18 protein-coding genes and 4 tRNA genes are annotated in these 17,307 nt (G+C 63.4%); 11 read left to right on the plus strand and 11 right to left on the minus strand.

Annotated features, from left to right (window positions below):
* The 5 genes from M3498_02925 to M3498_02945 all read right to left on the minus strand — a co-directional run.
* Positions 1–125 (minus strand): GTP-binding protein (locus tag M3498_02925; protein ID MDQ3458251.1); only part of this gene is annotated, 125 nt, incomplete at its 3' end.
* An 88-nt stretch (positions 126–213) separates the two neighbouring features.
* Positions 214–288, minus strand: a tRNA-Thr gene (locus M3498_02930).
* A 76-nt stretch (positions 289–364) separates the two neighbouring features.
* Positions 365–440 (minus strand) — tRNA-Gly (locus M3498_02935).
* A 73-nt stretch (positions 441–513) separates the two neighbouring features.
* Positions 514–598 (minus strand) — tRNA-Tyr (locus M3498_02940).
* A 25-nt stretch (positions 599–623) separates the two neighbouring features.
* Positions 624–699: transfer RNA gene (locus M3498_02945), tRNA-Thr, on the minus strand.
* Positions 700–875: 176 nt separating this feature from the next.
* Here M3498_02945 and M3498_02950 point away from each other — a divergent pair.
* The 4 genes from M3498_02950 (at position 876) to M3498_02965 (ending at position 5,516) form a co-directional block, all read left to right on the plus strand.
* Complete coding sequence (locus M3498_02950; GenBank protein MDQ3458252.1) at positions 876–1,106, plus strand: hypothetical protein; 231 nt, start codon at positions 876–878, stop codon at positions 1,104–1,106.
* Positions 1,107–1,261: 155 nt separating this feature from the next.
* The gene (locus tag M3498_02955) at positions 1,262–1,744 is read left to right on the plus strand and encodes a Uma2 family endonuclease (GenBank protein ID MDQ3458253.1); all 483 of its coding nucleotides are present in this window, start codon (positions 1,262–1,264) and stop codon (positions 1,742–1,744) included.
* Between the two features lie 152 nt (positions 1,745–1,896).
* On the plus strand, positions 1,897–3,165 hold the full coding sequence (locus tag M3498_02960; GenBank protein ID MDQ3458254.1) for an ABC transporter ATP-binding protein: 1,269 nt from the start codon (positions 1,897–1,899) through the stop codon (positions 3,163–3,165).
* Between the two features lie 524 nt (positions 3,166–3,689).
* A complete protein-coding gene (locus tag M3498_02965) occupies positions 3,690–5,516 on the plus strand; it encodes an ABC transporter permease (GenBank protein MDQ3458255.1) in 1,827 nt (608 codons plus the stop codon).
* Positions 5,517–5,588: 72 nt separating this feature from the next.
* On the opposite strand, the gene M3498_02970 is transcribed toward M3498_02965, so the two are convergent.
* Positions 5,589–7,334, minus strand: a complete 1,746-nt coding sequence (locus M3498_02970) for a helix-hairpin-helix domain-containing protein (GenBank protein MDQ3458256.1) — start codon at positions 7,332–7,334, stop codon at positions 5,589–5,591.
* A 103-nt stretch (positions 7,335–7,437) separates the two neighbouring features.
* Between M3498_02970 and M3498_02975 the strand changes: the two genes are divergently transcribed.
* The 6 genes from M3498_02975 (at position 7,438) to M3498_03000 (ending at position 12,493) form a co-directional block, all read left to right on the plus strand.
* Complete coding sequence (locus M3498_02975) at positions 7,438–8,295, plus strand: DegV family protein (protein ID MDQ3458257.1); 858 nt, start codon at positions 7,438–7,440, stop codon at positions 8,293–8,295.
* Positions 8,296–8,531: 236 nt separating this feature from the next.
* On the plus strand, positions 8,532–9,410 hold the full coding sequence (locus tag M3498_02980) for a phosphate/phosphite/phosphonate ABC transporter substrate-binding protein (protein MDQ3458258.1): 879 nt from the start codon (positions 8,532–8,534) through the stop codon (positions 9,408–9,410).
* A 171-nt stretch (positions 9,411–9,581) separates the two neighbouring features.
* Positions 9,582–10,352 (plus strand): phosphonate ABC transporter ATP-binding protein, encoded by a 771-nt coding sequence (gene phnC, locus M3498_02985; protein MDQ3458259.1) that lies wholly within the window; start codon positions 9,582–9,584, stop codon positions 10,350–10,352.
* The gene (phnE, locus tag M3498_02990) at positions 10,339–11,142 is read left to right on the plus strand and encodes a phosphonate ABC transporter, permease protein PhnE (protein ID MDQ3458260.1); all 804 of its coding nucleotides are present in this window, start codon (positions 10,339–10,341) and stop codon (positions 11,140–11,142) included. The genes phnC and phnE (M3498_02990) overlap by 14 nt, the downstream gene beginning before the upstream one ends.
* Complete coding sequence (phnE, locus tag M3498_02995; GenBank protein ID MDQ3458261.1) at positions 11,142–11,981, plus strand: phosphonate ABC transporter, permease protein PhnE; 840 nt, start codon at positions 11,142–11,144, stop codon at positions 11,979–11,981. Before phnE (M3498_02990) ends, phnE (M3498_02995) begins: the two co-directional genes overlap by 1 nt.
* Before the next feature lie 53 nt (positions 11,982–12,034).
* Entirely contained in the window at positions 12,035–12,493 is a 459-nt protein-coding gene (locus M3498_03000) for a hypothetical protein (protein MDQ3458262.1), read from the plus strand.
* Positions 12,494–12,516: 23 nt separating this feature from the next.
* On the opposite strand, the gene M3498_03005 is transcribed toward M3498_03000, so the two are convergent.
* Entirely contained in the window at positions 12,517–13,284 is a 768-nt protein-coding gene (locus M3498_03005; GenBank protein MDQ3458263.1) for a type III pantothenate kinase, read from the minus strand.
* A gap of 80 nt (positions 13,285–13,364) precedes the next feature.
* On the opposite strand from M3498_03005, the gene dcd reads away from it, so the two are divergent.
* Positions 13,365–13,913 carry a dCTP deaminase gene (gene dcd, locus M3498_03010; GenBank protein ID MDQ3458264.1) on the plus strand — a complete coding sequence of 183 codons (549 nt, stop codon included), beginning with the start codon at positions 13,365–13,367 and terminating at the stop codon, positions 13,911–13,913.
* Positions 13,914–13,971: 58 nt separating this feature from the next.
* On the opposite strand, the gene M3498_03015 is transcribed toward dcd, so the two are convergent.
* From M3498_03015 to M3498_03030, 4 genes are all read right to left on the minus strand, one after another.
* Positions 13,972–15,351, minus strand: coding sequence for a HAMP domain-containing histidine kinase (locus tag M3498_03015; GenBank protein ID MDQ3458265.1), 1,380 nt, complete (start codon positions 15,349–15,351; stop codon positions 13,972–13,974).
* A 43-nt stretch (positions 15,352–15,394) separates the two neighbouring features.
* Positions 15,395–16,066, minus strand: a complete 672-nt coding sequence (locus M3498_03020) for a response regulator transcription factor (protein MDQ3458266.1) — start codon at positions 16,064–16,066, stop codon at positions 15,395–15,397.
* Positions 16,067–16,132: 66 nt separating this feature from the next.
* A complete protein-coding gene (locus tag M3498_03025) occupies positions 16,133–16,558 on the minus strand; it encodes a hypothetical protein (GenBank protein ID MDQ3458267.1) in 426 nt (141 codons plus the stop codon).
* Positions 16,559–16,803: 245 nt separating this feature from the next.
* Positions 16,804–17,307: transposase (locus M3498_03030; protein MDQ3458268.1), on the minus strand; the 504-nt coding region annotated here is incomplete at its 5' end.

The raw sequence follows: 17,307 nt of genomic DNA on the forward strand, positions 1-17,307 counted from the left end.
GTGGGGTCTTCCGCCGCCGCGGTAAAGGTGATGGCCGCCGTTAAGGTCGTCTTGCCGTGATCGACGTGGCCGATGGTGCCCACGTTGACGTGGGGTTTCGTTCGCTGAAATACACCTTTTGCCATGATGCTTCCTTTCTATGGATCTCTTTACAGCCGCAAGCAGCCAGCTCGCCCGTGCGAGGCTAACTGGTTGTCCGCCTGGGTTCTGGGTTGGAGCTCGTGGACGGGATTGAACCGTCGACCTCTCCCTTACCAAGGGAGTGCTCTACCACTGAGCTACACGAGCCTACCTTACGAACCCGCAGGGTTCACAGATCGGGTCTGCCAAAGAACTCGCCAAGATCGCCCTTCAGGACCCAACTTGGAGCGGGAGACGAGATTCGAACTCGCGACATTCAGCTTGGGAAGCTGACGCTCTACCAACTGAGCTACTCCCGCAGGAAATCGATTGAAGATTCCAAGGTTCAAGATCGAAAATTTTTTAATCTTCAATCTTAAATCTTCAATTCTATGGTGGGCAGGGCTGGATTCGAACCAGCGTAGGCATAGCCAACGGATTTACAGTCCGTCCCCTTTAACCACTCGGGCACCTACCCGTTCCCCTATGCGCACTCTAGCATGTGGAGCCACCCATCGGAATTGAACCGACAACCTTCCGATTACAAGTCGGGTGCTCTACCAGTTGAGCTAGGGTGGCGTCCAGCTGCGCCCACCGGACTCAACCCGCAGGTAAGCTACCCACTGGCTCAGGTCCGGCATAAAAGAGTAGCACGGCTATGGGGGGGTGTCAACAGGATTTCGAGCAAATCTCATGACGCATCGAAACCGCATACCAGCAGGCTGCAAGAGGTGCTCGAGCACTGCCGAGGGCCGTTGCCGCCAAACTCCGCGGCACCCGGCGTCATCGAGTTGCGAGAGAGGCTCGAGGAGACGTTGCGGCAAGCGGTGATGGCACGGGGAGCTGCCAAAACACTCCTCATGCTGGCCGAGCGCGTAGATGAAGACCTCGAGCTTTGGGAGGCCGCCTTGGCGGCGTTGCCTCCAGAGGATCCGCGGCGGGCCGCTGCGCAAGCTCGAGTGGAGCAAATCCAAAAGACCTGGTGAGACTGCGCCATCAAGCGGCGTCCTGAGGCCGTGCTAAGATATGACAGCGAGGTTCTGACTATGACCACACAGCTTCAAACAGTCACGGCTGAGGAGCTACTCGAGCTGCCCGATGACGGCTTTCGCTATGAGCTGGTGAGGGGGGGCTTGTTAAAATGTCGCCGCCAGGGGAACAACACGGTATTTTTGCCTTTCGTGTAGCTTTTTCTCTAGGCAATCACGTAGCGCCCAACAACCTTGGACAGGTTTACATAGGCGAACCGGGCTTCAAGCTGGCTGCTAACCCAGACACCGTGCGCGCCCCCGATATAGCATTTGTAAGTCGGGAGCGCCTAGACAAGCTAACGCCAAGTACCGGCTACAGGCCGGAGGCTCCCGACCTGGTCATAGAAATCATTCCGTTGGGTTCTCGCTGCGCTCGGACCTCTCCTAGCGACCGCTATATCGAGGTCGAGGAGAAAGTCTTCGAGTGGTTGGATGCCGGAACACTCATGGTTCTGGTTGTGAATCCACGTAAGCGGACGGTGAGCGTTTACCGCTCACGGCATGATATCCATGTCCTGATCGAAGAGGACACCATTGACGGTGGCGACGTGGTGCCCAGCTGGACGCTGCCAGTTGCTGAGCTGTTCGCCTGATGGAAGTGAGTCCTCGATTAAGCGCTCCCAACAGCACCTTGATCTCGTAGGCGACCAGTATCTCGTAGGTGACCAGTAAGGGAACGACATCGGACTTTGGCGCCAAATATAGGAGGGTGGCCTGCGCATAGAATAGCCGGTGTAGGAACCAGATGAAGCTTATTGAACTGCGCGGCATCTCCAAACACTATGGCGCCGTCATCGCGCTAGATGACCTTTCCCTCGAGCTCCGTCAGGGAGACTTTCTGTCCATTATCGGGCCTTCGGGCTCCGGCAAGACCACCTTGCTGGGCATCCTCGGCCTGCTCGAGACCCCTTCGGCAGGGAGTTATCTCCTGGAGGGTCAGCCCGTGAGCGAGCTTGACGAGGCGGCGCGCTCGAGGTTGCGCAACAGGGGCTTCGGCTTCGTCTTTCAGCAGTTCTCCCTCATTCCCAACCTGAACGCTTGGCAAAACGTCGCCCGTCCGCTCGTTTACGCTCGTGTGCCCAAGCGCGAACAGAGGGCGCGTGCGTTAGAGCTGCTCGAGAGGTTGGGCCTCGCTCACCGCGCCGAGCACCGTCCGGCTCAGCTCTCGGGTGGCGAACAGCAGCGCGTCGCCATCGCTCGCGCGCTGGTGAACGACCCCGACATCATCCTGGCCGACGAGCCCACCGGCAATCTGCTCGAGAGGGAATGGGAGTCTGTCCTCGAGGTCTTCGAGGCGCTCAACCGTTTGGACAAGACTATAGTAATGACGACCCATGAGCCGAGCATCGCGAGCAGGGCAACAACACGGCTTTGTTTGCGTAATGGGCGGATCGTCCCCTGCCCAGCGGTCTCTGCACTCTCGCCCAGTGCAGACTTACCATCCGCCAATCTCCAACTCGATTTCCTTGGTGTATCTGAAGCTGTCCTCGACGGCGAACCCCTGCCGCTCACGCTCCGCACCGCCGAGATAATGGCGCTCCTGGCGCAGCATCCCGAGGGCCTCAGCGCGCAGCAGCTTCTCCTGCTGCTGTATGGAGAAAAGGGTAACCCCGGCACCCTTAGAGCGACGCTCTCAAAGCTCCGCACCTTACTTCCCATCGCTTCCCGGCCCTACCGGCTCACCGTATCTTACCGAGCGGATTTTTTGAGAGTCGAGTCCTTGCTCAAAGAGGGACGCCTTCAAGAGGCTGTGGAGTTCTACAGGGGCGAACTGCTTCCCGACTCCGAAGCACCCGGCATCGCCCTGACGCGCGAAACCCTCCATGAGTCTTTGCGGCAAGCGGTCCTGGTCTTGGGGGACACCAGAGCGCTGCTGACCCTGGCCGAGCGCCTTGATGACGACCTCGAACTTTGGGAAGCGGCGCTTGAAGGGCTAGCCGAGGACGACCCGAAGCGGGCGCTGGTGCAGGCTCGAGTGGAAAGAATCCGACGAGCCTGGAGCGAATCTCCGTGATGCAACCTTTTTGCAACCCGTAGTATGCTTCAATGCTAGCAACCATTAGGATAGTGGTGCTCTTCGGCAGAGGTGATGAGCTTGCATCCAGGATCAGAAAGCACTCTTGCTCTTCTCTACAATGCGCGCTTCCGCTTCAGAAGCATCGAAGCAAAGCTGCGCTACCAAGCCGATGCCGAACTGGTGGAACGCGCAAAAGCACGGTGGTTTAAAGGTAAGTACCCATGCAAAAGAAATTGTGAGGGCTGCTCCCCTTGCCCTCGGCAGATTGTGGCTCTTAGCCCTGAGAATTTCACAAAAACTTTTGTTTAGGTGCTTATGTAGGAGGCCGCTACTTTAGCGCGAGACGCGTAGACGCGCTATACGGTGAGCTTATCGGTGACGGCGCTGAGGACGCGGTCGTTATCGGCTACCACTTGGCGCGGCGCCTCTTTGCCGACCCTGCTGAGGCAGTGGGGCAGACCATCGAACTGAGCACGCCTGGTGCCGTCATAGCGCCCGAGGTCAAGACGATCGTCGGCGTCTTGAGCCTGAGCCTCACCCAGGACCCCGAGCTAGACCCGGACTGGGCCCTGATAGGACCGCTAGGCCCCCGCCTGGAAGAGGACGGCCCTTACCCCCTTCACATCTTCGTCCGCTTTTTCAGCGCGTCGGAGGCTGCCAGGCTCACACCCGAACTCCGCGCCTGGACATGGCGGGTTTTCGGGCCGGTAGGCGTCGCGCAGCCCATCGACAGCTTACTGGCGGAACGAAGCGATTATGTTGAGGGAATGCTTCCCAGCCTTGCGGCGCGCCGAGCGACGCTGAGCACCCTCGGTCTCATGCTGGCGGTGTCCGCCATCCTGGCGCTGTACACGCAGAGCTATCACTCTTTGCTCCGTCACAGGCAGCTTTTAGGGGTGGAAAGAGCGCTTGGCGCGACGCGAGGGGAACTGGCCTCGAGGTCAGTTCTCGGTCAGGTTTTCCTGGGCGGGGCAGGCGGCCTGTTGGGCGCCTTGTTTTTAGGGCTGTTGTCCTCGCTGTTACCTCAGCTTTCCCTGTCACGGCCTCCGGCGGTGGTGTTCGGGCTGGCGATGTTTGTTCCCATAGTTGTGCTGCTCGTTTTGTCCGCAGTGCTGGTCTTCTCGAGCCTCACCCAATCAACCATGACGCTGATGCGTGGCCGCGTCTCGAGCGTGCGCATGCTCCTGTTGCTTTTTTTCGTCTACGCCGGCCTCTCTCTCGCCGCCGCGGGGGGCCTCGCCGCGACCCAGGTCTACTTGCAATGGCGCGCCGAGGCAGGCGCTTTGCAGAGTCAGTTCGGTCTTATCTACGCCCTGCAGACGCGTCCCGGCATGATCGACTTCCGCTTGGGGCGCGCCTTTGAATCATCGTTTGACGGCTCTGCACCATTTGCCGAAGAGGACGCGCGGGCGCTTGAAGTTCTCGAAGGGATAGCCGAGGCCACCCTGGCGCAAACAATCCCGAGCCTTTATGTGGATTATGCGCGTGGCGACACCCGGCTCACGGCGGTTGTCGCAGATAGCTCTTATCTCGACTTCATGGGCATGAGCTTGGAAGGCAATGCCGGTGGCTGCATGCTCAACCTGGGGAAAGCTCAGGAACTTGGTATCAGCTTGGGACAGACGGTACGGCTTCGGGACCACGAGAACCCTGTCCCTTGCCGGGTGAGCGGATTTTTTGAAGCGCCGTCCGAACTGTGGTCCTGGCTGGTGGCGGACTTGCCCAGTCTGCTTGTTCCGCCCCTGAGCGGGCTGAATCCGTCCGCTAATGGCGCCGAGTCCTTTCGCTCCACTCGTATCTTGGTCAGGCTTGGCGATGCGGCTGCCGAACAGGCGGTGAGGGCGTGGCTGGAGGAGGAACATCCTGATATTCAGGCGGAGGTCGTTCCCTACACTCCCGACGTTCAGGAACTGCTCTCCGGCGTGCGCGTACAGACTCGAATCTTTCTCTTCGTCGCCATACTGGCGGCCATGATCAGCCTTTGGGGTATCGTTGGCGGATTTCTGACCCTCCTTGACGCCGAGCGTTTCCGCATCGCCCTAGACCGGGCGCTGGGCCTGCCCTTGGGCCAGATAACCCGCAGCTGGTGGTGGCGGACCCTAGCGCTAAGCGCGGTAGCAGCTATCTTGAGTTTCTTCGCCAGCACTATCCTTACAGCACGCCTTTACAACGCATTGGCCCTGGAGATTCCCAATTTGCCCGAGGCCGGCTTAGGCTTAAATCCAGTCTTGCCGTTCATGTTTGGGATGGCTCTGGTTGTGCTCAGTGCGGGGTTAACCTGGTTGGCTTACCGGCGGCTGAGACGACAAACGCCGTTGTCGCTCTTAAAGGGCGGCCCTGCCCCTTAAAGTAGCTTCAGCCCACAAGAAAGCCCGAAGGTAGTGACCACGTCCTTGTTATAGAAGATGGCCTGGGTGCCGTTAACGGTGATCATCATGGTGGACCCGGCGCGGCTTGAGCCGCAGCAAAAACGCGTCGGCGCTGGGCGCGGTGTTGACCACCTCGTCCGGCGTCAGCCCCGCCTTGCGCGCCATCATCACCCCGTAGCGCACCCCGTCGAAGCCCTCGAGGACGTGGGCGTCGGGGTTGATGGAGAAGCGGCAGCCCTTCTCCTTGGCCCTCTTGACCCAGCGCCAGTCGAGGTCGAGGCGGTAAGGGCTGGCGTTGATCTCGATCACCGTGCCCGTCAGGGCGCAGGCCTCGATAACGGCCCCCAGGTCCACGGCGTAACTCGGGCGGCGCAGGAGCAGGCGACCGCTGGCGTGGCCGAGGATGCCGGCGTGAGGGTTGCTCACCGCCCGCACGAGGCGCGCGGTCTGCTCCGCCTCGCTCAGGTTGAAGTGGCTGTGGACGCTGACGACGGTGTAGTCGAGTTCGGCTAAGACCTCGTCGGGGTAGTCGAGGCTGCCGTCCGGGAGAATGTCCACTTCGACGCCGTGGAGCAAGCCGAAGTCTACACCCTCCGCCGCCAGTTCCGCCCTGATCGCCGCTATCTCACGGCCCTGCGCCCGCAGGCGCTCGAGGCTGAGCCCGTTTGCGACGTGCGAACTGCGCGAGTGGTCGGCCATCGCCAGGTAGCGCGCGCCCCGCAGCCGCGCTCCCGCCACCATCTCGCGCAGGCTGTTGGCGCCGTCCGACCAGCTCGAGTGGTTGTGGACGAGGCCCCTGAGGTCCCCTTCGCTGAGCAGCCCGTCCACCCTTTCGGGCCGCGCCTCCTCGCGGCGCTCGGGCGGCGGCCGGGGCAAGTCCAGGCGCGCGAAGAGCTCGCTCTCCTCGAGGGTGGCGACGAGCGTACCCTCTCGATAGAGGCCGCGCGCCGAGAGGGCGTAGCCCCTCTCCTCCGCCCTCAGGCGCAGCGCCTCCACGAAGTCGGCCCCGCCCGTCCTCACTGCCAGGACGGCCCCAAAGGCCTCGGGGGGAGCGACCGTCACCGTCACGGCTTTGCCCTGAAAGCGGCCCCGCCAGCCGTCCTCTTCACTCAGCTCGGTGAGCAGCGGCGCCAGCGCCGACCGGACCGCCAGGGGCCCCACCCCCGTCACCACCAGCTCGAGCTCGGCGACGGTCTCCATGCGGCGGCGCAGTTCGCCCGCAGGCTCGACACGGCCCTCGGGCGCCGCCTCCTTGAGCGCCAGGCGCAGGAGCTCGGCGTAGACCTCGGCCACGTCCAGGCGCATCCGCCCCCTCGAGGCGAGGGCGAAGCGCGCCGCCTCTTTTAGCGAGCCGGCCGTCTTCAGGCTGAAGCCCTTCACCGCCGTCAGGCGGCCGTCCTCGCAGGCCGCAGCCAAGGTCTCCAAGTCCACGATCGCAGCGTCCCAGAGGCTGGCGATCTTCTTCGGCCCCAGGCCCGACACCACGAAGAGCTCGCGCACGCTCTCGGGAATCTTGTCGTAGAGAGCGTCCAGGACCGGCAGGCGCTCACGTTCTCCCAGCGCGGCCAGTTCGGCCGCCAGGCTCTTGCCGACGCCGCGAAGCTCGGTGAGCCTGCCCTCCTCGAACAGCCGGCTAAAGTCGCCCTCATAGCTCTCGAGGCTTCTCAGCGCAGACGCAAAGGCCTTGGCCTTGAAGGGGTCGTCGCCGAGGAGCTCCAAGAGCCTGGTCGCCTCCTTGAGCTGCGCGATCACCTGTTTTTTGTTGGGGCTCGGTCGTGGGTTCGTCGCCACTGTCATGGCCCAGTCTACCGCGCTCTTTGGGATGCCTTGGGCTATCCAACGACTGCCTTTGCGCATCCTTGTTGCGCATCTTCGGCGCCTTTGGGGTAGACTCGAGCCCATGACCTTAGCCATCGTGACGGATTCGACCGCCGACCTCACCGCGCCGCGGCAGCGAGAGCTCGACCTCCGCGTCATCCCGCTCTCGGTTCATATCGGCAGCGAGACCTTCGACGACTGGACCGGCATCACCCCCAAGGAGATGTTCCGGCGCGTCGAGCAGGGCGGTGCCGCCCACCCGACCACCAGCCAGCCCAGCCCCGAGCGCTTCCGCGAGATCTACGCGCAGGCCTTTGCGGAGGGCGCCGACGAGATTCTCTCGCTGCACATTGCCTCCGGCCTGTCGGGCACCTTGGGCAGCGCCACCCTGGCCGCCAAGGAGGTGAAGGGGCCGGTCCACCTCTTCGACTCCAAGACCACCAGCGTGGGCCTGGGCGCGCTGGTGACCCGCGCCAGCGAGCTGCGCGCAGAGGGCGCCAAGGGCGAGGTCATTCTCGCCGAACTGGCGCGGCTCCGCGACGCGCTCTTTTTGCGCATGATCCTGCCGCGGCTCGACTACCTCCACAAGGGCGGCCGCATCGGCGGGGCCCAGGCTTTTGTCGGCGGGCTCCTCAAGCTCACGCCGATTCTCACCTTCAAGGAGGGCAAGGTCGCGACCACCGCCCGCGCCCGCGGCCTGAGCAGGGCCATGAAGACGCTCTTTGGCGAGCTGGCGAGCTATGCTCAGGCGCATCCCGGCGGGATTCGGGTCTTCCCCGTCTTCGGCACCGAGGACTCGGAGGCCAAGGGCCCGGTCCTAGCGGAGATCGGCAACCTGGGCGAGGCGGTCACGCTCGAGGCGAGCACCACCGGCGGCTCGGTCATCGGCGTCTACGGCGGCCCCGGCTGGTTCGGCCTCGCGGCGATCCCGCGCGGCTAGCTCACGGTGGAACCTCGCCTCCACCAAAGCTTAATCGTGGGCTCATCGAGTCCCGACCGCCTTCCCCAGGAGGGGCGTTCAGGACGGCGGCGACAACTTGAGAGCGGCTTTCCCCAGGCAGCACCTGACGGTGCGCTGACAGTCGCTCGGCTAGACTTGGCTCCGGTGGCGGTTTTATACTGACCATCCAGGTAAAGGGACCATCCCTCGAACCTATGTTTCTGAGGAGGAACGCAATGAAGACATTTGTCGCCAAACTGCTGGCTTTAGGCCTGGTCCTATCGCTGGTGCCCGCCTTTGCGCAGGAACAAGCCATGCCCGAGCGCCTGGTCCTCGGCATGGTGCCTAGCCGCGAGGCTGACCGCATGGTGGATAGCTTGGATCCGATCGCCGAGATGATGAGCGAGCGGCTGTTGATCCCGGTCGAGACCTTTGTGTCCACCGACTTCACCGGCCTGGTCGAAGCCATCGGCACGGGCACCGTCGATATCGGTCTCTTCGGTCCGGCGGCCCTGGTCCAGGCGGTGGACCGCTACAACGCCCAGGTCGTCCTCGCTTCGGTGCGTCAGGGTTCGACCACCTACCGCTCGCAGTTCAACGTGCGCTGCGACTCGGGCATCGACTCCTTCGAGGACCTTCCCGGCACCACCATCGCCTTTGTCGATCCGGCCTCGGCCTCGGGCTACCGTTTCCCCTACGTCTACCTGCTCCAGGAGCACGGCATCGACGCCAACACCGACATGCAAGCCATCTTCGCCGGCTCCCACGACGCCTCGGCCCTGGCCGTCTACAACGGCGACGTCGACGTCGCGGTGACCTTCGGCGGCAGCCCCGGCAGCGACGGCCGCGAGACCATCGAAGCCGACTTTCCCGACGTCAAAGAGGTCGTCTGCATCCTCGGCTACACCGGCGACATCCCCAACGACGGCGTGGTCGTCCGCGCTGGTCTTTCCGACGAGCTCGCCCAGCAGATCGCGAGCGCGCTCATCGACATCGCCGAGACCGAAGAGGGCCAGGCCCTCACCCAAGAGCTCTTCAATGTCACCGCCTTTGCGCCGATCGACAGCGAGGCCTACGACGTCGTCCGCGAGGTCGCCCGCGCTTTCGAGCGCTAAGCAGGTTACACACCGCGAGAGAACCTCGAGCCCCGGCTCGAGGTTCTCTTTTGGGATTTTCTTTGGCAAGGTTCTCTTTTGATGGAAAGTCTTGTAGAGTGACGCTACTGTGTTAGGCGCTGTGATCAGTATGCCGGGTTCAGCCTGTTCCCAACTAGGACTGTCTAGCCGATGATCGAATTCAGACAAACCGAGGTCATCTATCCCAACGGCCTCAAGGCCTTGAAAGGCGTGAGCTTAGAGATCCCCAAGGGCCAGTTCGTGGTGATCGTGGGGCTTTCGGGGGCGGGCAAGTCCACCTTGATCCGCACCGTCAACAACCTGGTGGTGCCGTCGGGCGGCGATGTCTTGATCGGCGGCAAGTCGATCACCCGGGCCAAGGGGCAAAAGCTCCGCGACATGCGCGCCGACATCGGCATGATCTTTCAGACCTTCAACCTGGTGAGGCGCAGCACCGTCTTGCGCAACGTCCTCTCGGGGCGGTTGGGTCAGGCCAACCCCGCTCTCAGCCTGCTGGGCATCTTTTCCAGGGACGACCTGGCCCTGGCGCACGACTGCCTGCGCCGCGTCGGCATCTCCGAAAAGGCCTTTGTGCGCGCCGACAACCTCTCCGGCGGTCAGCAGCAACGCGTCGGCATCGCGCGCGCACTGGCACAAGAGCCCAGCGTGATGCTGGCCGACGAGCCCGTCGCCAGCCTCGACCCGCCCACCTCGCACGCGGTGATGGCTGACTTAAAGCGCATCTCCCGCGAGGACGGCATCACCACCTTGGTCAACCTGCACTTTATCGACATGGCGCGCGACTACGCCCAGCGCATCATCGGCATGAGGGACGGCCAGGTGGTCTTCGATGGGCCTCCCGAGGCGGCCTCGGACAGGGTCTTCGAGGAGATCTACGGCCGCCCCATCGACAAGGAAAAGGACATCCGTGGCGCTACCTGAGGTCAAGGTGGTAGTGAATCCGACCAGACCCCTGGTGCCTCGCCTCTTGGTCTGGGCGACCTGGGCGGCCTTTGCCCTGCTCTTTTACATCTCCGTCGTCCAGACGGGCTTCGGCTTTAGTGACCTCTGGGGCAGCGTGGTCAACTTCGTCCTTTTCTTCGGCCGCTTCTATCCACCGGACTGGCGCGCCCTGCCGGAAATCTGGACACCGCTCATCCAGACCATCCAGATGGCCTGGCTGGGCACCGTCTTCGGCGTCCTGCTGGGCCTGCCCTGGGTGGTCTGGGCCTCGCGCAACACCTCCTTGAACGGACCCTTCATGTGGTTCGCTCGCAGCTTCATGACGGTCCTTAGAAGCGTCCCCGACCTCCTCTACGCCGCCGTCCTGGTGGCCGTCTTGGCCTTTGGGCCGCTGCCGGGCGTGGTGGCGCTGACCATCTTCACCATGTCGATCCTCGCCAAGCTCGGCAGCGAATACGTCGAGGCCATCGACCCGGGACCTTTAGAAGCCCTCAAAGCGACTGGGGCGAGCGGCACACAGGTGGTCGTCTTCGGCGTGGTGCCGCAGGTCGCCGCCAACATGATCTCCTTTATCCTCTACATCTTCGAGGTCAACGTGCGCGCCTCGACGGTGCTCGGCTACGTCGGCGCCGGCGGCATCGGCCAGCTCTTGCGCACCTATATCGCCGACTTCGACTATCCGGCCATCGCCGTCTTGCTTATCATCGTCTTCGCGGTGGTCCTGGTCATCGACGGCGTCTCCGCCTTTGTGCGCTCGAGGCTCACCTGATGGCGACCCCGAAAGCGACGGCAAAAGGGCGTTCCGCCGACCCCGCCCGCATCCCCCCAATCCCGCCCCACGCGCGCAGGACCAAGCTCTTCCAGTACACGCTCGCCTTTACCCTGATAGGCGTCACCGCGCTCTGCCTCTTGACGCTCGGCGACGTCAACTGGGCGCGGGTGGCGAGCGGGCTCGAGCGCAACCTCATGCCGCTCCTGCGCGGCTTCGCGAATCCCTCGAGCGAGATCTTCGACCGCGCCTTCGCGGCGATGATGGAGACGCTCTACATGGCCGTCATCGGCACCGTCATCGGCGGCGTCCTAGCGGTGCCGCTGGCCTTTTTGTCCGCCGCCAACTTAGTCGGCGGCAACCGCTTCGCCTTTCCCGGCCGGGGCTTTTTAGCCGGGGTGCGCGTCTTTCCCGAACTGCTCTTCGCCATCATCTTCGTGGCGGCCATCGGCCCCGGCGCGGTGGCGGGCATCATGGCCTTGGGCGTCAACTCGGTGGGCTTTTTGGGCAAGATGTTCGCCGACATCATCGAGTCGATCGACCCCGGTCCCGGTGAGGCCCTAAAGGCCACGGGCGCCGGGCCGGTTCACACCTTCGTCTACGCCGTCATTCCCCAGGTCATGCCCGAATTCGCCTCGAACGTCCTCTACCGCTTCGAGATCAACCTGCGCGCGGCGGCCATCTTGGGTCTCGTCGGCGCCGGGGGCATCGGGCTGTTGCTCATCCAACGCATCCAGTTCCGGCGCTGGTCGGAGATCTCCACCATCTTGCTGATCATCATCGCCTTCGTGGTGGTGGTGGACGTGCTCAGCTCGTACATCCGCAAGCGCATCGTATAGAGACAGGACTGAGGACTGAGAAGAAAGCGGGTTTCTCCTGTTAGAGTAGCTTTATGCGAACGCTCCTTCTCACCCTCCTCTTGGCCTTTGGCTTCAATGTGCAGGCGCAGTCGCTGTGGTTTGAGGTCGGCCTCGGCTATATCGAGACGGCGCCCGAGGTCTATGCGGCCGGGCCCAAGGTTGGGCTGCGCGGCAGCGTGCCTCTCAGCGCTGAAGCCTTTGGCCCCGAAGCCTTCGTGGCGCTGGCCATCCGCGGCGGGCTGGTCATGGACGCCGGCGTGTGGGCGGCCTTTGCACCCGGCGGCAGCGACCTCTTCGGCCTGCAAAGCTACGCCGGCGCCGGGCTCAGCTACACGCAGGGCGAACTCGGCCTGGCCTTCGCCCTGGCGCTCGCTTACGAGCTCGAGCGCGACCTGGCGGTGAGCCTCGCCTACACCCACCGGCCTGTCTTCAGCCCCCGCTTTGCCCAGGCCTTCGATATCGCGCTGGGCCTCAAGCTCTCCTTGGATTAAGAAACTAGTGCGGGATTAAGGAACTAGCGCGCGCCGGCGATCAGCCTGAGGCCGGCCAAGGTGAGCAGCGGCTCGGTGACCATAACCTCCTCGCAGAGGCCCTCGAGGGTGGTGGCGAAGCCGCCCGTGGCGATAACCAGAGGCGCACCCAGGGCCGGGTCGATCTCGCGCTTGAAGCGCCTGACCATGCCGTCCACCATGCTGGCGTAGCCAAAGACCAGGCCCGACTGCAGGGCGGTGACGGTGTTCTTGCCGACCGCCGCGGCGGGCGCGACCAGGTCCACCCGGGGCAGCTTGGCGGCGCGGGCAAAGAGCGCATCGGCCGCGATCATCGGGCCGGGCGCCAGGGCCACGCCCAGAAGGCGGTTGGGCTTTAGGACCAGGTCGAAGTTGGTGGCGGTGCCGAAGTCCACCACGACGAGCGCCGCGGCGTCGTACTCCAAAGCGGCCACGGCGTTGACGATGCGATCCGCACCGACCTCCCTGGGATTGTCGGTTTCGATAACGAGCAGGTCCGCAACCAGGTCACTCCTCACCACCGTCGCCGTCACGCCCCAGTAGCGCGCCAGTGCCGCGCCGATCTCGCGCTCGGCGGGCGGGACCACGCTCGAGACGATGGCCCGCCGGGGCGGGGGGACGCCGTCGAGCTCGAGCAGGTTTTTGAGGAGCACCGCGTACTGGTCGGCCATGCGCATGCGGTCGGTGGCCACCCGCCAGTGCGCGAGCAGTTCCGGGCCCTCATAAAGGCCCATGACGGTGCTGGTGTTGCCGACGTCTACGGCTAAGAGCATGACTGAGTATAGCAGCGGGGCGTTCACTCTGCCTCTGAATCCTGGCTCCTGAGCCCTGCTTTTTGGTTAGACTGAGCCCCATGAGCATCAAACCCGACTGGTGGATTCGCGAACGCGCCCTACAGGGCATGATCGAACCCTTCACGGACCGGCTGGTGCGCGAGGGCGTGATCTCCTACGGGCTAAGCTCGTTCGGCTACGACCTGCGCGCCGCGCCCGAGTGGCGCATCTTCGTCAACGCTTTCAACACCGTGGTGGACCCCAAGCACTTCGACACCCGCAGCCTGATCGAGACCGAAGGCGACCACTGCATCATCCCGCCCAACTCCTTTGTCCTGACCCGGTCGATGGAGTATCTGCGCATTCCCGAGACGGTGATGGTGGTGGCGCTGGGGAAAAGCTCGTACGCGAGGTGCGGCATCGTCGCCAACGTAACGCCCCTGGAGCCCGGCTGGGAGGGCCACGTCACCTTGGAGCTCTCCAACACCACGCCCTTGCCCGCCAAGGTCTACGCGGGCGAAGGCATCGTGCAGCTGCTCTTTTTCGAGGGCGAGCGGCCCGAGAGGACGTACAAGGACCGCAAGGGCAAGTACCAGGGCCAGCGCGGCGTGACGCTGCCCAAACTCTAAGGAGGGGTCAGGGGTCGGGGGTCAGGGACTGGACAAAAGCCCAACCCCCGACCCCATTTCAGGCTCGCATCTGGGGGACGCGGAGCTGCTCCAAGAGGTCCTCGTCGGCTTCGTCCAAAAAGGCCGGCAGGCGCACGGTGAAGACGCTGCCCTCGCCGTCTTTGCTCTCAGCGCCGATCTCGCCCTGGTGGGTGTCGATGATCTGCTTGGCGATGGCTAAGCCGAGGCCGGTGCCGCCCCCCACGCCCCGGTAGAACTTGCCGAAGATATGGGGCAGCGTCTCTGGCGCGATACCCGGACCCCGGTCGCGCACCCGCATCACGACGTTGCCCTCTTCCTCGCTCAGCTCGAGCCGCACCCCCTCCGGGCCGCCCGCGGCGCGAACCGCGTTGGCGGTCAGGTTGCGCACGAGCTGGCGCAAGCGCTCGGGGTCGCCTAAGAGCAGCAGGCCCGGCTTGGCTTCGACCCGCACGCCCGAGAACTCTTCGGCCACGGGCTGCACGATGTCGAGGTAGGGATCCAGCAGGTGCGGGTCGTACTCGCGCACGAGCTCGCCACGGGAGAGCTGAAGCAGGTCGGCCACCAGCCGCGACATCGTCTGCGAGATGCGCCTCGCGTCCTGGAGCTCGCTGGCTGCCTCGGGACCGGCCCGGCGCACGGCGCGATCCAAGAAGCCCTGCAGGCTGGTGAGCGGCGTTCTCAGCTCGTGACTGGTCTCGGCAAGAAAGGCGCGCTGCGCGTCAAAAGAAACCTTGAGGCGCCCGGTCAGGTCGTTTAGGACACTGGCGAGCTGCCCGACCTCATCGGGCGGCCCGCGGTAGGGGATGGGCTCCAGGTGCTCGGCGTCGAGTTTGGCGGCCAGGGTGGCGAGGGCGGTGATGGGCTTCATCGAGGTCGCCGCCACGAGGTAGCCCACCAGGGTGCTCACGAGCGAGAGCAAGAGCGCGCTCAGAGCCAGTGCCTGAGCGAGCTGGCGCAGGGCCACGTTGATATGCCCGGTAGTCGCCAGGACCGCGACGATAAGTGATGGCGCCTCGTTGCGGAGAAGCGCGGCGCTCACCTGTCGGCCGTCGAGCGTGCCGCGCCACATCCGCACGCCCTCGCCCTCGGCGGCGGCCCGCACCACGCTCGCGTCGATGGCGACTTGGGTATAGAGCTCGCTCGAGCCGGCGAGCAGGACGTCGTCCAAGCCGTAGAGCTGGACGTGGATGCCGCCCGTCGGCCCCTCCTGTGGTACCACCGTGCCCTCCCCGCGCTGGGTGTAGACCTGGGTCAGGTTTCTCACGTCGGCGCGCAAGCCGCGCTCCAAGGTCTCGAAGAGGCTCTGCCGCACCACCCAAAAGGCCAGCAGGGAGGCGGTCGTGCTCAAGATGGCGATGGCCAGACCGCTCAAGATGGTCATGCGCCATCTCAGCGGGATGCCGCGGCGACGAATCATAGGGACAGCATACAAAATCTGTAGGGGCGCAAGGCTTGCGCCCCTACTCCTTGATGGCGTAGCCGATGCCGCGCACGGTGCGGATGACCCCGAAGCCGCCGGCGTCGCGCAGCTTGCCGCGGATGTTGGCGATATGCACGTCGACGACGTTGGAGCTTGGCGGCAGGTCTTCGCCCCAAACGTTCTTTTCGATCTCCTGGCGGCTGTAGACCCGCCCCGGCGGGGTGCACAGGTAGACCAAAAGGTCGAACTCCCTGGGCGACAGCTTGATCTCCTGCTGCTGCCAGAAGATCTGCCGGCGCGCCGAGTCCAAGGACATCTCGCCGACCTTTTGGGTGGCACCCGAGCTGCGCCGCCTCAGTTGCACGCGGATGCGGGCGACGAGCTCGTCGACGTGAAAGGGTTTGGCCAGATAGTCGTCCGCCCCGGCGTTCAAGAGGTCCACTTTGGTGGCGAGCTCGTCGGCGGCGGTCAGGATGATGATGGGCGTCTCGCTGGTCTTGCGGATGCGCCGGGCGATCTCGATGCCGTGCAGGTCGGGTAGACCCAGGTCGAGCACGATCAGGTCGGGAGCCTCCTCGCGGGCGGCGGAAAGACCGCGCACTCCGGTCTCGGCGCCCAGCACCTCGAAGCCGGCCTCCTCGAGCTCGAGCTTCAGCAGGCGGATGATGTCGGCGTCGTCTTCGACGATCAGTATGCGTGCGAAGTCTTTCACGGTCTATCCCTCACAGTCTTCCCCTAACGCCCGGCTTCCCCTAACGCCCGGCTTCCCCTAACGCCCCTAGCCCTCGTCGGGCGGCAGGATAAAGAGCCTGATATCGCGCTCTTGCTCGAGAAACTCCCTGAGCGACACGGGCGGTCCCTCCGGCTCGGGCGTGAGCAGGATATCATCACCGTCCGGCGCGACCAGGCCCGGATAGATCTCGAGCGTGGCTTCGTCGCTCTCGCCTTCCTGCCTATCCCTTCCTGCACTACCCTCTCCTGCCTTAACCGACCTGTTGTCGCCGTTTCCATAGGAAATGATTATCCTCACTTCGCTCTCGGGAATGAGCACGGTCTGCAAGACGAGTTGCCGGTCCGCCACCACGGCCTCGCCATGAACCGTGAGCAGGTCCGGCGACACGATTTGCAGGCGCGTTCCCTCCTGCATGGCCGGAAAACCGCTCAGGGCCTGAGAAAACAAAAACCACAGCATCAGCGCCGCCATAATGACCCTTCTTCATCTCCTATGCGCTTGCCTATGCGCTTGTGTCTATGCGCCTTATTATCCATATCCTCGTCGTACCCTTTAGATTCGCTAAATCCGCCTCAGGCCAAGCTGATGACCTCGTGCGTGTCCTCGGTGGACCCTTCCCTACTCCCGCAGCCTCGGCTTGACTGCCGCGTCATCATAACCGCAGCCTCCTTTAAAAGCCGCGAGGTTTGATAAAGAAATCTTCATGCTCACACTCACTACGGGGACAAAAGTTGAAGGCAATCGCTTAAGGGTAGTCTAGCAGGCTGGGCAGGTGAGGCGAGGATGGCAGTTCTCAGATAAAGCAAGCCTCTTTTGAAGAAACTGACGGGTAAGTAGCCGTGTTTTTTAAGCTTGAGCGGTCTCTGCTGATAAACCCACTCACCCATGAGATGCGCCCAGGCAAAGGCAATAGAGAGCATGACAATCAGGTTGTCGAGCCTGTCCACTGTGGTTAAACGGGTATCTTCAAGATTGAAGCCTCTGGTTTTCAAGGCAGAAAACAGACACTCGATATCCCAACGCTTGGCATAACGAAGCAGCGCACGTTCAGGCTTGTCATTGCAAGCTAGAACGACAAGCTCACCCTGCTGGGACTTAGTAACAGCCAGATACAGCCGTAAGCCGTAAATCCAAACACGTTTAGGACAAACATAAGTCTGGCCCTTGGCGAGGTAGCTGTAACGCTTGACAGCAGACTTGTTCGAGCCCTTCGAGCCGAT

The organism is Deinococcota bacterium, assembly GCA_030858465.1.
Classification (GTDB): Bacteria; Deinococcota; Deinococci; order Deinococcales; family Trueperaceae; genus JALZLY01.